At 32.7% G+C, this 15369-nt stretch carries 17 protein-coding genes; 12 read left to right on the top strand and 5 right to left on the bottom strand.

Going from position 1 to position 15369, the window contains the following annotated elements; all coding sequences use genetic code 11:
* Positions 1 to 141 precede the first annotated feature (141 nt).
* From LG45_RS05610 to LG45_RS05585, 6 genes are all read left to right on the top strand, one after another.
* Entirely contained in the window at positions 142 to 792 is a 651-nt protein-coding gene (locus tag LG45_RS05610; RefSeq protein ID WP_035125195.1) for a 4'-phosphopantetheinyl transferase family protein, read from the top strand.
* A 36-nt stretch (positions 793 to 828) separates the two neighbouring features.
* The gene (locus tag LG45_RS05605; protein WP_035125194.1) at positions 829 to 1545 is read left to right on the top strand and encodes a phosphoglycerol geranylgeranyltransferase; all 717 of its coding nucleotides are present in this window, start codon (positions 829 to 831) and stop codon (positions 1543 to 1545) included.
* Complete coding sequence (gene pnuC, locus LG45_RS05600) at positions 1539 to 2159, top strand: nicotinamide riboside transporter PnuC (RefSeq protein WP_035125192.1); 621 nt, start codon at positions 1539 to 1541, stop codon at positions 2157 to 2159. The genes LG45_RS05605 and pnuC overlap by 7 nt, the downstream gene beginning before the upstream one ends.
* Positions 2123 to 4231, top strand: coding sequence for a DUF4301 family protein (locus LG45_RS05595; protein WP_035125190.1), 2109 nt, complete (start codon positions 2123 to 2125; stop codon positions 4229 to 4231). Before pnuC ends, LG45_RS05595 begins: the two co-directional genes overlap by 37 nt.
* Positions 4232 to 4286: 55 nt before the next feature.
* A complete protein-coding gene (arfB, locus tag LG45_RS05590; RefSeq protein WP_035125188.1) occupies positions 4287 to 4688 on the top strand; it encodes an alternative ribosome rescue aminoacyl-tRNA hydrolase ArfB in 402 nt (133 codons plus the stop codon).
* A gap of 254 nt (positions 4689 to 4942) precedes the next feature.
* Positions 4943 to 7120: a TonB-dependent receptor gene (locus tag LG45_RS05585; RefSeq protein WP_035125187.1), complete on the top strand. Its 2178-nt coding sequence runs from the start codon at positions 4943 to 4945 to the stop codon at positions 7118 to 7120.
* Positions 7121 to 7175: 55 nt separating this feature from the next.
* Here LG45_RS05585 and LG45_RS05580 read toward each other — a convergent pair whose 3' ends face one another.
* Positions 7176 to 7604, bottom strand: a complete 429-nt coding sequence (locus LG45_RS05580) for a Rieske (2Fe-2S) protein (protein WP_035125185.1) — start codon at positions 7602 to 7604, stop codon at positions 7176 to 7178.
* A 238-nt stretch (positions 7605 to 7842) separates the two neighbouring features.
* Between LG45_RS05580 and greA the strand changes: the two genes are divergently transcribed.
* The 3 genes from greA to LG45_RS05565 all read left to right on the top strand — a co-directional run bounded on the left by greA (position 7843) and on the right by LG45_RS05565 (position 10014).
* Complete coding sequence (greA, locus tag LG45_RS05575) at positions 7843 to 8319, top strand: transcription elongation factor GreA (protein WP_035125183.1); 477 nt, start codon at positions 7843 to 7845, stop codon at positions 8317 to 8319.
* 62 nt (positions 8320 to 8381) lie between these two features.
* Positions 8382 to 8771, top strand: coding sequence for an HIT family protein (locus tag LG45_RS05570; protein WP_035125180.1), 390 nt, complete (start codon positions 8382 to 8384; stop codon positions 8769 to 8771).
* Between the two features lie 70 nt (positions 8772 to 8841).
* A complete protein-coding gene (locus LG45_RS05565; RefSeq protein ID WP_035125178.1) occupies positions 8842 to 10014 on the top strand; it encodes a transglutaminase domain-containing protein in 1173 nt (390 codons plus the stop codon).
* Here the strand turns inward: LG45_RS05565 and LG45_RS05560 are convergent, their stop codons facing one another.
* Positions 10015 to 11163: a sensor histidine kinase gene (locus tag LG45_RS05560; protein WP_035125176.1), complete on the bottom strand. Its 1149-nt coding sequence runs from the start codon at positions 11161 to 11163 to the stop codon at positions 10015 to 10017.
* 187 nt (positions 11164 to 11350) lie between these two features.
* On the opposite strand from LG45_RS05560, the gene LG45_RS05555 reads away from it, so the two are divergent.
* The 3 genes from LG45_RS05555 to aat all read left to right on the top strand — a co-directional run bounded on the left by LG45_RS05555 (position 11351) and on the right by aat (position 13377).
* Complete coding sequence (locus tag LG45_RS05555; RefSeq protein ID WP_035125174.1) at positions 11351 to 12226, top strand: flavin reductase family protein; 876 nt, start codon at positions 11351 to 11353, stop codon at positions 12224 to 12226.
* Between the two features lie 13 nt (positions 12227 to 12239).
* Complete coding sequence (locus LG45_RS05550) at positions 12240 to 12617, top strand: DUF3127 domain-containing protein (protein ID WP_035125173.1); 378 nt, start codon at positions 12240 to 12242, stop codon at positions 12615 to 12617.
* A gap of 121 nt (positions 12618 to 12738) precedes the next feature.
* Positions 12739 to 13377, top strand: coding sequence for a leucyl/phenylalanyl-tRNA--protein transferase (gene aat, locus LG45_RS05545; protein WP_035125171.1), 639 nt, complete (start codon positions 12739 to 12741; stop codon positions 13375 to 13377).
* On the opposite strand, the gene LG45_RS05540 is transcribed toward aat, so the two are convergent.
* The 3 genes from LG45_RS05540 to LG45_RS05530 form a co-directional block, all read right to left on the bottom strand.
* Positions 13378 to 14097, bottom strand: a complete 720-nt coding sequence (locus LG45_RS05540; RefSeq protein WP_035125169.1) for a YoaK family protein — start codon at positions 14095 to 14097, stop codon at positions 13378 to 13380.
* 67 nt (positions 14098 to 14164) lie between these two features.
* Positions 14165 to 14725 (bottom strand): DNA-3-methyladenine glycosylase I, encoded by a 561-nt coding sequence (locus LG45_RS05535; protein WP_035125167.1) that lies wholly within the window; start codon positions 14723 to 14725, stop codon positions 14165 to 14167.
* Entirely contained in the window at positions 14715 to 15365 is a 651-nt protein-coding gene (locus LG45_RS05530; protein WP_035125166.1) for a queuosine precursor transporter, read from the bottom strand. Before LG45_RS05530 ends, LG45_RS05535 begins: the two co-directional genes overlap by 11 nt.
* Positions 15366 to 15369: the final 4 nt, after the last annotated feature.

The following is a 15369-nucleotide window of genomic DNA, read 5'->3' as shown; positions in this document are numbered from 1 at the left end:
ATCTCAGGAGCTATTTCCAGCTTTCCACTACAATCTTTTCATTTTTAAAGAAAAAATAAAAAGGATTTTCGTTGCAATCTGGGCTAACACAATTTATACTACCGCTTAGTTAGTAAGGTTTTAGTACAAAATTTAAACATCATGCCATTACATAAAGTAGTCTATCTACAACCCAATACTAAACTATACCTCTGGAAAATCTCCGAAGACTACAACACGCTTTTTAGAGAAGTACGACTTAAAGATTCGTCATTAGCACGATTAGAAGGCATGAAATCGGAAAGCCACCAAAAAGGATTTCTCGCGGTTCGCATGATTTTGCAACATCTAGAGTACACCGATTTTGATTTGCTTTACGACGAATTTGGTAAACCACATTTAAAACCACAAGGTTGTAGTATTAAAGATTTAGAATTGTCAATTTCACATTCACATGATTTTTCAGCAATTGTTATCAGCGAACAAAAAGTAGGATTAGACCTCGAGCAACTCAAAGACAAAACGTTAAAAATTGCACCTCGTTTCATGGATATTTCACATTTAGAAAATCTATCAACCGAAGATAAAATAAAAAAAGCAACCGTAATTTGGGGAATAAAAGAAAGCATATTCAAATTAAAAAACGAAATCGGAATCAGTTTCTCCGATCATATTTCGGAAACCGCATTCACATTCGATGATAAAATTACAACTGCAACTTTGAAATTTAATAACAAAGAAGAAAATTTCAAAATTCGCTTTGATCAAGAAGAAGATTATATCTTTGTCTGTGCCTTTGAAGCCGTAAAGTAGATTTCTCTAATTTCTCCAATCAGCGTTCCCAAAAAAATGTCACTATACCAACAAATACTTACTTGCAAAACCAAAGGTGTAAAACTTCTAGCGATTCTTTTAGATCCAGACAAGTTGGTTGTTGAAAATCTTTCGAATTTAATTCTAAAAATTAATCAATCGCCTGCAACACACATTTTCATTGGCGGAAGTTCTTTTGATGGAAATCATCTCGACGAACTAATCATCCAATTAAAAGCCCAAATCAATTTACCATTTCTATTATTTCCAGGCAATCCATCGCAAATTTCTAAAGAAGCGCACGGAATTTTATTTTTAACTTTACTTTCTGGCAGAAACCCCGATTATTTAATAGAACATCAGGTAAATGCCGTTCCAATCATTAAAAAAACCAATCTTGAAGTCATTTCCACAGGATATATTTTGATAGAAAGCGGTAACGAAACTGCTGTAGAACGAGTAAGCCAAACCAAACCATTAGACAGAAATAATCACCAATATGCATTACAAACCGCACAAGCTGGCGAGTTCATCGGAAATAAATTAATTTATCTAGAAGCTGGAAGCGGTGCAAAACTTTCGGTTCCAAAAGAAATGATTTCGTTAGTTTCGCAAAACATAAAAGTCCCATTAATCGTCGGTGGCGGAATTCGCTCTAAACAAGAAATAGAAAGCGCTTACAATGCTGGAGCCGATATAGTAGTAATCGGGACAGCCTTTGAAAATGATATAAACTTTTTTAACGAATGCTAGAATACTTATTCGAACAATATAATAATTATCCAACTCACGAAATAATTCTAGAAATTACAGCAGTAATTTTTGGATTATTCAGTGTATGGTTTGCCAAAAAAGACAACATTTGGGTTTTTCCCACAGGATTAATCAACACTTCAATTTTTGTTTTCTTGTTGTGGAAATGGTCTTTACTTGGTGATATGATGATTAATGCATACTACTTTATCATGAGTATTTATGGATGGTATCATTGGACAAGAAAAAAAGATAACGTTGTAGAATTTCCAATTTCTACAATGACAATGCACGAAAAGAAGCTATCTGTATTTATTTTTTTAGCAACGATTGTTTTTGTTATTGCTGTTTACATCTTTTTTGATAAATTTACCCATTGGACATCATATATTGATACATTAGCCACCGCAATTTTCTTTGTTGGAATGTGGCTCATGGCAAGAAGAAAAATAGAGAATTGGATTTTTTGGATAATTGGTGATATTATTTCTATACCAATGTATTTTGTTAAAGGATATTCGTTTACGAGTATTCAATATTTAATTTTTACAATAATTGCCATTTTTGGCTATTTAGAATGGAAGAAAACCTTAAACAGTTACAATCAGAGATAATAAAAGTTGCATTGTACGGACCAGAATCTACTGGAAAAACTACATTAGCAAAGCAGCTTGCAGAGGAGTTCAACACAATTTGGATTCCGGAGTTTGCACGCGATTATTTACAAGATAAATGGAATTCCAAACAAGAAATCTGTACTCAAAACGATTTGTTTCCAATTGCTATCGGACAAACAAAACTTGAAAATGAAGCACTTCATCAAGCTAACAAATTTCTTTTCTGTGATACTAACTTGATGGTCACTAAAGTTTTTTCAGATATTTATTACAATTCTTGTGACCCAATTCTTGAGAAAGCTGCAAAGAAACACAAATACGATTTATTTTTCCTCACCGATATCGATGTTCCTTGGGAAAAGGATGATTTGAGAGATAAGAAAGAAGACAGAGAAACCACTTTAGCCATTTTTGAAAAAGCATTAATTGATTACAAAAAACCGTATATAAAATTATCGGGAAATAAAGAAGAGCGGTTCGAAAAAGCCATAAAAATTATCAAAGATTTAGAGAAAGCTAAAAAACTCGGATTTAACTCTTATGATTTTATCGAAATATATAATCGTAAAATAAATCTTGAAACACTAGAAAATCAATTTGCAATTTTAAAAAATGGTTTGCCAAAAATACACCTTGAAAGAGCTGCTAAAATAAATGACGGCATAACCGCAATTTCGACAGATGAAGCTATATATCACGCTAATTATTTTGAAGAAAAAAGTAAAAATTTAAAACTTAAAAAATTTGTTCCAGCTTCGGGTGCAGCAAGTAGAATGTTTAAATTTCTAAACGAATTTCTAAATGATTTTAAATACAATAGCGAAACCATAAATGCTTACATTAACAGGAAAAAAGATAAAAATCTTCCTGTATTTCTAGTTGCAAAAGAAAAATTTCCGTTTTACAATGAAGTGTTAGAAGTAGCTAAAAATAGTTTTTCCGATTATGAGACGAGTAGTAATGATGCTAAAAATTACGCTTTCATAAAAACAATGCTTTCCTCTAAACATTTTGATTTTGCTAATAAACCCAAAGGTGTTTTACCTTTTCATAAATACCAAACACATACGGCAACTGCAATTGAAGAACACTTAATTGAATGTGCAATATATGCGGTTTCAAATAATAAATCTAATTTGCATTTTACCGTTTCGGAAGAGCATCAAATTAATTTTGAACAGGTTATAAATCAAGTAAAATCTTCAATTGAAAAGCATTTTAACATCTCAATCAATATAAAATATTCCTATCAAGATAAGGCTACAGATGTTGTGGCTGTTGACTTAAAGGGAAATCCTTTTAGAGATGAAGACGATAAATTAATCTTTCGTCCTGGTGGACACGGCGCTTTAATTGAAAATTTAAACAACCTGAATGCAGATATAGTTTTCATCAAAAATATTGATAATGTCATTCAGAATCATATCGAAATTATAGCATTATATAAAAAAGCTTTAGCAGGAATTTTAATTCAATTTCAAGAAACGATTTTTAATTATTTAAAATTATTGGATAACGAATCAGTCTCCAATGAAAATCTGAATGAAATTGTAAACTTTTTAGTCAGTAAATTAAATATTTCTGTTTCTGATGATTTTTCAAAATACACAAAAGAGAGCAAAGTAGATTATTTGCAAAATGTTTTAAATAGACCAATTCGTGTATGCGGAATGGTGAAAAATGAGGGTGAACCTGGTGGTGGACCTTTTTGGGTGAGAGATAAAAAAGGCGCCACTTTTCTTCAAATAATTGAAACATCACAAGTTGAATCGGATCAGAAAAAAATATTAGAAAGTGCTACTCATTTTAATCCCGTTGATTTAGTTTGTGGAACCAAAAATTACCAAGGTCAAAAATTTGATTTAACTCAATTTGTTGATAAAAACACAGGATTTATTGTAGAAAGAAACAAGAACGGTAAAGCATTAATAGCATATGAGTTACCGGGACTTTGGAATGGCGCAATGGCAAAGTGGCTCACCATTTTTGTAGAAGTACCTTTAATAACTTTCAATCCGGTAAAAACGGTGAACGACTTGCTAAAACCAGCACATCAATCACCAGATTAAATTTTTTATATATAATAATCAATTTAGAAAAAACTTAGTGCCTTTGCGGCAAATTATGGATAAAGAAAAAATCATAACAGAATTGACTTTTAAAGCCGTGAGAAGTTCTGGCGCTGGCGGACAAAACGTGAATAAAGTTTCGTCTAAGGTGGTTTTGACATTCGATTTAAACGCGTCACAATCTTTGTCTGAAGAAGAAAAAGAGTTAGTTTCTAATAAATTAAAGTCTAAATTAACAATAGAAAACATACTAATTTTAAACTGTGATGAAGACCGAAGTCAGTTGAAAAATAAAGAAATTGTCACGAAACGTTTTCTCGAAATTATTACGAAAGCATTGATAATTCCGAAAGCTAGGAAACCAACAAAAATCCCAAGATCAGTAATCGAAAAGCGATTAAAAAACAAAGCTTCCAATTCTGAAATAAAACAAAATCGTAAAAAACCCGATTTGTAAAATTCAAGTTTTGAGCAAAAATTTGAATTTTGATATTGCAATTGTCATTTTTATTGACTTACCTTTGCACCGTCTCAAAAAGGGGTGCTCTAAATAACGAGCTGAGATTATACCCAATGAACCTAGAACAGGTAATGCTGTTTAGGGAAAAGTGACAAAACAGAGTGCACGCTGAACTTTGTCACAGGAAACACAATTTTTTTATTTTAACCAAGAATAATTACCTCTTTTTATTCGTATAATTTATTTTACGAATGGAAATTTTATTCAAAGCATGTCGCGTTTTTACTAAGACGCAAAAATTTAGACACAAAAGTCTATTCTCTATTTTCTTTATTCTTTTTTCTCTCTTTTCTTTCGGTCAAGAAGTAGAAAACGACACTACCAAAGTTACTAAACTCGATGAGGTTTTAGTGTCGGCAATTCGTGTTAACAAAAAAACACCTGTAACTTTTACTAATTTAAGCAAAAAGGAAATCGCAACCCGAAATTTAGGTCAGGATATTCCAATTTTAATGAATTTTATGCCTTCGGTTGTAACTACTTCCGATGCAGGAAACGGATTTGGCTACACCGGAATTCGCGTCCGCGGAAGCGATGCAACGCGTGTAAACGTTACCATAAACGGAATTCCATACAACGATTCCGAAAGTCACGGAACGTTTTGGGTGAATATGCCCGACTTTGCTTCATCAGTAGAAAGCCTGCAATTACAGCGAGGCGTTGGAACTTCAACCAATGGTTCTGGAGCTTTTGGCGCAAGTTTAAACATGTTAACCGATTCTTATTCTGATAAAGCTTCAGGCGAAATTGCTAACTCGTTTGGAAGTTTTAATTCTAGAAAACACACAGTAAAATTCAGTACTGGTTTAATGAACGACCATTTCGAATTGGCAGGTCGTGTTTCTAATTTGCGTTCCGATGGTTATGTTGACCGAGCTTCGTCCGATTTAAAATCATATTTTCTTCAAGGAACTTATGTTGGAAAAAATACATTAATCAAGGCTTTAGCATTTGGCGGAACCGAAAAAACATATCAATCTTGGAACGGAATCGATGCAGCAACTTTAAGTTCAAATCCAACGTTCAATTCGGCTGGAATTTATACTGATGAATTTGGAAACACTCGTTTCTATGAAAATGAAACCGACAATTACCAACAAGATCATTACCAATTGCATTGGAACGAAAAACTGTCTGAAAACTGGAATACAAACCTTGCCATCCACTACACCAAAGGAAGTGGCTATTATGAAAATTACAAGGAAGATGCCGATTTTGAAGAATATGGTTTGACACCAATTGTTATCGATGGAACTACGATTAATACAACCGATTTAGTGCGCCAAAAATGGTTAGATAACGACTTTTATGGAACAACATTTTCTGCTAATTATAAAAAAGATAAGATCGATTTTATTTTTGGTGGCGGATGGAATAAATACGAAGGCGACCATTTTGGCAAAGTAATTTGGTCAAGATTTGCATCTACTAGCGAACTTGGAGATAAGTATTACAATGATTTTGCCGATAAAACCGATGGAAATATTTTTGCAAAAGTTAATTATCAAATTACTAAACGTATCAATCTTTTTGGCGATTTACAATACAGAAATGTGAATTACAAAGCCAATGGAGTTCAAGCCGATTTAGTAGATGATTCCTTCCATTTTTTCAATCCAAAAGCTGGTTTAACGTATACTTTGAATACTAAAAATAATTTTTATTTGTCTTATGCAAGAGCTAATCGTGAACCAAATAGAAGTGATTACGAAGGCGGAAATGTTAAACCAGAAAAACTAAATGATTTCGAATTAGGCTGGCGTTATGTTAGTTCGAAAACGCAAGTAAATCTGAACGGATATTATATGCTTTACAAAGACCAATTGGTGTTAACTGGCGCACTTGACGATGTTGGAAATCCAATTCGTACCAATGTTGGTAAAAGTTATAGACTTGGAGTTGAACTTGACGCAGTTTTCAAAGTTTTAGAAAAATGGAGTTTGATGCCAAATATTACAGTGAGTAATAATAAAAATATGGATTTTGTGTTCGATAACGGAACTACTTTGGAGGAATTAGGAACAACAAATATTGCGTTTTCACCAAATGTTATCGCGGCAAATAGAATCGTTTATGTGCCTTTAAAAAATCTTCAAATAAGTTTGATGACAAAATTTGTAGACGAACAGTACATGTCTAATGTTGATGATTCAGCTTCGAAATTAGATTCTTACACGCAAACCGATTTCAATTTTTATTATGAGTTACCTATGAAAAAAGTATTTAAATCGATTGCATTTTCGGGAACGGTAAATAATATATTTGATGAAAAAATTGTTTCGAATGGAGCAGATTATGGCGGTGGTTATATTTACTATTTTCCACAAGCAGGAATTAATTTTCTTGCTGGTATGACTTTAAAGTTTTAAGTTTTTATATTCAATTAAAATAGCCAAGTTAGAAATTATCCGACTTGGCTTTTTTTTAATTGTAAACTCTAATGTTGGTACCTATAACTTCAACACGGTATTGTTTTAAAGGATATTGTTCGCCTGGAGCTTGTCCTGTAAATAAATTATAGGATATGTTTTCGTGAAAATCACAATTGCAATCGGCTTCGATTCCGTTTACTGTTAGAATTGAGCAACCACTTAAATCATGGTTTGGGCAACCGCCATCAAAAGCATTGTAAGTACTTCCAGTATTAAAAACAATAACGCCGCTTGACGGGCCATTACTTGGGTAGATTTTTATATGATTACTCGGAAATTGGAGATTACTATAAGAAGGTAAATTAGTATTGATATCAAATGAAAATTGGTAATTTGGCAAATACGGATTTCGGTTATTAAAATTCGAGTCATCACAACCCAAAACCAAAGTAATAAGGAATAAAAAAAGTAGTTTTCTCATAAAAAAAATTATCTTAAAATTTAGTACAAACAAATATAATTTGTCTAACTTTGTAGAACATTATTAAGCAAAATTAAGCATTTAATAATCAACAACTATATCTTTGAAAAAAGAAATCCCGTCTTGATGGGATTTTTTCTATTTTATAGTAACGACAAAATAGCTATTTTATTAGATTTTAATATAAAAATAACAACTTTTTATTTACTTAAAAAGTTACGAATAAAGAAATGAAATTATGAGTAACATATCGTATTACACAGCAGAAGGACTTAAAAAATTAAAAGAAGAATTAGACCATTTAAAAAGCGTGATGCGTCCAAAAGCATCGGCAGATATTGCAGAAGCTAGAGATAAAGGAGATTTATCTGAAAATGCAGAATATGACGCAGCCAAAGAAGCACAAGGAATGCTAGAAATGCGAATTGCAAAACTAGAAGAAGTGTATTCTAATGCAAGATTAATTGACGAAAGTCACCTAGATTTATCGAAAGTTTTGGTTTTATCAAATGTAAAAATCAAAAATCAAACCAACGGAATGGAATTAACTTACACGTTAGTTGCCGAAAGTGAAGCCGACTTGAAAAGCGGAAAAATATCGGTAACTTCTCCAATTGGAAAAGGTTTGTTAGGAAAATCTGTAGGAGAAATAGCCGAAATCACGGTTCCAAACGGAACTTTGAAATTTGAAATTCTAGAAATTTCTCGCGATTAAGTTCTTTCGAGTAACGACAATCTCATAAACTTTTAAACCCTTAAACTTTTAAACTAAAAGAAATGAGCAGTATTTTCACCAAAATAATAAACGGAGAAATTCCATGTTATAAAATTGCCGAAGACGAAAATTTCTTAGCGTTTCTTGATGTAAATCCGAATACGAAAGGTCATACTTTGTGCATTCCGAAGCAGGAAATCAATAAGATTTTTGATATTGAAGATGATTTGTATTTAGGTTTGATGGCTTTTTCTAAAAAAATTGCCGTTGCTTTAGAAAAAACCGTTGCGTGCAAAAGAATTGGAATGGCTGTCGTTGGTCTTGAAGTGCCGCATGCGCACGTTCATTTAATTCCGCTTAATGAAATGGACGAAATGCGTTTTCAAAATAAAGTCTCTTTAACAAAAGAAGAATTTGAAGATTTGGCGAAAGCAATCCAAAGCAATTTATAATAACAATTATCGTTTTATATAAAATCACCTGTTACGTTTTGGCCTAACAGGTTTTTTAATTTAAAAAATTATGAAAAGTATTCTTCAAATAGTAATTGTGTTTTTCGTTCAGTTTTCGATGGCTCAAATTCCGAATGAATTTAGTGCTGTTGATGCAAAAATGGCCCAAATTCCTACCGATAAAACCAATTCCACTTCGGATATTTCAGATTATATCAATGCCAATTTCACTTCGGAATCGGATAAAATTAGAGCTGCTTTTTTCTGGACAGCATCCAATATTAGTTATGATGTTGTGAATATGAACGAACCCAATTTTATCTATTCGCCACAAGAGAAAATTGCAAATGCACTAAAAAATAGAAAAGGAGTTTGCATTCATTACGCCGAGGTTTTTAATGAAATTGCAAATAAACTCGGAATCAAAACCTACATTATTGGTGGTTATACAAAACAAAACGGAAAAGTAGCGCTAATTTCTCACGCATGGTGCGGATCTAAAGTAGATGGAAAATGGTTTTTGTTTGATCCAACCTGGGCTTCAGGTTATGTAAATGGCGAGAAATTTGTCAAGAAATTTAATAATTCTTACTACAAAGGTGCACCTTCAAAAATGATTCAATCACACATGCCGTTTGATTATATGTGGCAATTTTTAAGTAATCCGTACACCAATAGTGAATTTTATGAAGGAAAATTATCAGAAGAACGATTGATTTCCAACTATGATTTTGCTACAGAAATTGCTAAGTATGAAAAGTTACCAGAAGATGAAAAAGCATTTGATACAGCACAACGAATTGAGAAAAATAAAGTAATTAACGAATTAATTGCGGGTTATTTAGCAAATAAAAAACAAGAGTTCACCATAGTTCGACAAAACAAAAGTGTTGACAAACTAAACCAAATTGTAGCCGATTTTAATCAAGCTGTAGCCGATTTGAATAATTTTATTTACTACAGAAATAACAAATTCAAGCCAAAATTACCCGATGAAGAAATCAAATTGATGATTGAAAATCCGTTGAATAAATTGAAGCAATGCCAGAATGATATTTACAAAATTGGCTCGGTTGGAAAAGAGAATTTAGCAAGCATAAGCGGATTAAAAAAATCTATAATTGAAACCGTAAAGCAAGCCGAAGAACATAATGCTTTTGTGAAAGAGTATTTAACAAAAAGTGAAAGCCAACGAAAATCGATGTTTAAAAAGTCTGTTTTGACTGGGAAATTCGGACGTTAATTATTTCACTTTTTTATAAATAATCTGCATCGTTGTTCCTTTTCCAATTTCAGATTGGGCAACTTTTATTTTACCGTTGTGGTATTCTTCAACGATTCTCTTCGTTAGTGATAAACCTAAACCCCAACCACGTCTTTTGGTTGTAAATCCTGGTTCGAAAACTCGTTTGTATTGGTTTTTCGGAATTCCTTTTCCTGAGTCGGAAACGTTTATTTTTATTGAGTTGGTTTCGTTTTCTATGGCTAGTTTTAGTTTGCCTCGACCTTTCATAGCATCAATAGCATTTTTCATTAAATTTTCAATCGTCCAGCTGTGTAATGCCGGATTTATAGAAACTAAAATCGGAGTTTTTGGAGCCGTAAATTCGAATTCAACTTGATTAGAAAAACGTGATTTTAAGTAATCAAAAGAGTTCAAGGTTTCTTCTACAATATCTAAAGTTTCTAGAACTGGTTCGGAGCCAATTTTAGAAAATCGTTCGGTTATGGTTTGCAATCTATTGATGTCTTTTTCAATTTCAGAAACCGTAGTTTCGTCAACATTATCGGCTTTCATTATTTCGAGCCAACCAATTAATGACGATAATGGAGTTCCAATTTGATGAGCCGTTTCCTTTGCCATTCCTGCCCAAAGTTTGTTTTGGGTTGCCATTTTCGTGCTTTTGTAGAAGTTGTAAACTACTGCGCCAAACAAGAAAATGATTAGTAATAAAGCAACTGGATAATATTTTAACTTGTTTAAAAGAGATGAGTTTCCGTAGTAAACAATATTATAACTGTTAGAGTCATACTGAACTTTAATAGGTTTATTTTGGTTTTTAATTTCATCAAGAAACCTTTTTAATTTAACAGAATCCTTTTCAATTTCATCAATATTTAAGGTGCTTATAATTTTTCCTTTTGAATCGGTTAAAATTAAGGGGATGTTTTTGTTGTTTTCAAGAATAAAAGACGGAAGTTCAATCTCGGTATCTAAATTTGCTGTTGTAATGTTTTTTTGAGCTTTTGCCCAAAGTTCCATTTTAGTACGTTCTTCGTGTTTGAAGATTTGAAAAAAAGTGTAAGTATTCCAAAGAATTAAGGAAACAATCACAAATGAGGTGATGATGATAATCCAGCGCGTTGTGTTTCTTCTTTCGGAAAATTGCATTTATGAATTTTTGTTTAAAAGTAGTAAAAAAACGTGATTATGCAAGAATGGATTACTCTTTAGCCCTGATGCAAGGGAAAAACTCCCGATTTTTTATCGGGATTTTGGAAAGGCAGCAGGAAAATGGTTAACAAAAATTCACTGGCCATTCGCTCAAAAAAATTATCTTTGTGCAAATTCATTATCTATGTTCACAATTGATCCAAAAGAAGTTTCACCGGTAAAATTACAAGGTTATTTGCAAAGTGCGATTGCGCCGCGACCAATTGCGTTTGCTAGCACGATGGATAAAAATGGAGAGCCCAATTTATCGCCGTTTAGTTTCTTTAATATTTTTAGTTCGAATCCGCCAATTTTGGTTTTTTCACCTGCGCGACGAGTTAGAAATAATACGATAAAACATACGTTGATTAATTGTGAAGAGACGCGCCAGGTTGTAATTAATATGGTGAATTTTGAGATTGTGCAACAAATGTCGTTGTCGAGTACCGAATATCCTGATGGTGTGAATGAATTTTTAAAATCGGGTTTGACACCAATTCCGTCTGAGCTGGTAAAACCGTATCGCGTGGCTGAAAGTCCGGTGCAATTTGAGTGCAAAGTGAATGAGATAATTCCGCTTGGAACGGAAGGAGGCGCTGGAAATTTGATTATTTGTGAGGTTTTAAAGATGCACATTAATGAAGAAATTCTCGATGCTGACGGAATGATTGATCCAATAAAAATTGATTTAGTTTCAAGATTGGGAGCCAATTGGTATTCTAGAGCAAAAGAAGGACTGTTTGAAGTAGAAAAACCATTGGCAACTTTAGGAATAGGAGTAGATTCGATTCCGGAATTTGTGAAAGAAAGTGCTGTTTTTAACGGAAATGATTTGGGCAAATTAGGAAATGTTGAAGCATTGCCAACCGAAGAAGAAATTACTATATTTGTAAAACAGAATTTTGGTGTGAAAGGTGTTTTGAGTGCTGATGATGAAGTAAAAAAACACCAATTGGCCAAGGAATATTTAGATAAAAATGAGGTGCTAACCGCTTGGAAGGTGCTTTTAGCAAAACAATAAATTTAGAATTATTATGGAAGTTTCAGGAAAAGTAAAAGTAGTTGGTGCTGAACAACAAGTAAGCCCAACATTTAAAAAAAGAGAGTTAGTTGTAACTACAGATGAGCAGTATCCGCAAAGTATCATGATTGAATTCGTTCAAGATAAAAGCGATTTATTAAATAATGTATCGGTTGGTGATGCTGTAAAAGTTTCAATTAATTTAGGCGGAAGAGAATGGGTGAATCCACAAGGAGAAACTAAATATTTTAATTCGATTAAAGGATGGAGAATTGAAAAACTGCAAGCAGAAGCTCCAGCAGCGCAACAAATGCCTCCAATGCCAGCAGCAGAAGCATTTGCTCCAGCAACCAACTTTAAAGAAGAAGAACACGACGATTTACCTTTTTAAAAAGTTAGAAGTCTGAAGATGGAAGTCAGAAGTTTGAGTTGTACTTAAATTTCTGACTTTTTCATTGAAATTATAATTGATTTTTGAAATTGACATTGATTTTTGAAATTACTATTTAAAAATGTATTTCCTATCCAAAGAACTTTATTTTCCTCCAGTAGAAGAAGCTTCGTATGAAGGAATTCTTGCGGTCGGTGGTGATTTGTCGGTAGAGCGATTGCTATTAGCATACCGAAATGGTATTTTTCCGTGGTTTGATGCTGAAGAACCTATACTTTGGTGGTCGCCAAGTGAGCGAATGGTTGTGTATCCGCATGATTATAAAGTTTCTAAAAGCATGCGAAATATTTTAAACAGGAACATTTTTGAAGTTACAATTAACAAAGATTTCAAATCAGTTATTGAAAATTGCCAAAAGATGGAACGCAAAGGTCAAGATGGCACTTGGATTACAGATGATATTATCAAATCGTACACCGAATTACATCAATTAGGAAAAGCAATCTCATTTGAAGTTTGGCAAAATAACGAACTAGTAGGCGGATTGTATGGCGTAGATTTGGGCCATGTCTTTTGTGGAGAAAGTATGTTTTCTAAAGTTCCCAATGCGAGTAAAGTGGCTTTTGTAAAATTGGTGGAATACTTAAAACTTCGAAATTACAAATTGTTGGATTGTCAAATTCACAACGACCACTTAGAAAAATTAGGTGCCTTTGAAATTTCCAGAAGTGCTTTTATTCGGATTTTGAAATCGGAGTGATTAGTGTAAATTAGACTTTATTTTTCTTTTTGTTAGGTGATAATACACTACAATATTGTCAAAAAAGAGCGCAATTAATAAGGTTGCAGCTGCAAGAAGAAGAATTTTTAACTTGTAAGTTTCGTATAATAATCCGCCCAAAACGCATCCTATAAAGAAAAAAATAATGATTGATAAACGTAATGAAATATTCCTTGTCAATCGTTTTAATTCTACTTCCTTTTTGTAGAAAAATAGCTGAGAAAGTTCGATTCCTAAATCGGTAAATAATCCAGTTAAATGCGTTGTTCTTACAACCGATTGTGAAATATTGGTTACCAAAGCATTCTGCAATCCCATAGCAAACAATAGTAAATAAGCTATATAATTGGGATTGAAATTTTGTGATACTCCAACAAAAACTAAAATTAAAACTTCTAAAATCATTGGAAAAGCATGCGCAATTCGCGGTTTTTTTAAGGATGCAATTTCCACAAGAAAATTGGATGTGAATGCTCCAAAGAGAAAAAAGAAAATATAAATTAGAATTGTGATGGCTTTAGAATAATTTTTGAGCGCAATTTCTTCGGCAAAAAAAGCAAAATGTCCTGTAACATTTGTGGTTAAAGTTGCGACAGATAAAACTCCAGCAATATTTACAATTCCAGCAATAAACGATAATGTAGATGCTAAACGTAAGTTGTGTGTGAAAGTTCTGCGATTGCCTTTATGACGAAACATGGTTTCTTAGTTTGTAATAAAGATAGTGAATTTGAAGAAGAATAAATGTTGATTTTGTTTTAATTTATTACTTCTGCGTCCAACAATCAATCACATGATCGTTAACCATTCCTGTTGCTTGCATGTGAGCGTAAACTACAGTTGAACCTACAAATTTGAATCCGCGTTTTTTTAAATCTTTGCTAATGGCATCCGAAAGTGGTGTTGTTGATGGAACTTCTCTTAACGATTTTCTGTTATTTTCTATGGGTTTTCCGTCTGTGAAATTCCAAATGTATTTAGAGAAACTGCCAAATTCCTTTTGTACTTCCATGAAAGCAATTGCATTAGAAATTGTTCCTTTTACTTTCAAATTGTTTCGAATAATTCCGGCATCTTGAAGTAATTCTTCCACTTTTTCTTCGTCATAGTAAGCCACTTTTTTATAATCGAAATTATCAAAAGCTTTTCTAAAATTTTCTCTCTTTTTCAAAATCGTGTACCAACTTAATCCTGCTTGAAAGGTTTCCAGAATTAAAAATTCAAATAATTTATCGTCGTCATAAACTGGTTTTCCCCATTCATTATCATGGTAATCTCTGTATAAATCATCTTTTTCGCACCAAGCACAACGTAGTTTAGTTTCCATCTTTTGCTAAATATTTTTCTATTAAATAATGACCTAAGTAAATCATTGGAGTCATTAAAATTGCAATTACCAATTTTACCGAATATCCGGTAAATCCTGAAATAATATAGGTTTTTGTATCCATAATTCCAGGTAAATAAAAGGCTATTCCGAGAACGATAAAACTATCAAATAATTGTGAAATCACTGTAGAACCAGTACTTCTAAGCCAAATCATCTTGTTGCCAGTTCTATTTTTTACAAAATGAAAAATGGTAACATCTATCAATTGCGAAACTAAAAAGGCAGCAATACTTCCAATAATTATCAACTGGCTCTGACCAAAAACTGCCGTAAATTGCTCTGTAGAAACCGAACTAATTCCTGTTGACGGAATTTTGATTGCAAAAAACAAAATGATGAAAGTATATGCAATTAATCCGGCTGTAATTAGCGAAAGTTTCTTAACGCCTTTCTCACCAAAATATTCGTTGATTAAATCGGTTGTGATAAAAACAATTGGCCAAGGCAGAATTCCGATACTCATTGGAACTCCAAAAACATCGATTAGTTTTCCGCCGGTAAGTTCGGCAACAATGGCATTGGTTATAAAAATTCCGGCTAGAATTACATAAACAATATCTTTTCTTCTTTGAAACATAATT

Source organism: Flavobacterium aquatile LMG 4008 = ATCC 11947, from assembly GCF_000757385.1.
Taxonomy (GTDB): Bacteria; Bacteroidota; Bacteroidia; order Flavobacteriales; family Flavobacteriaceae; genus Flavobacterium; species Flavobacterium aquatile.
Note: the sequence above shows the minus strand (reverse complement) of the source record. Positions and strands in the feature narration are given on the sequence as shown.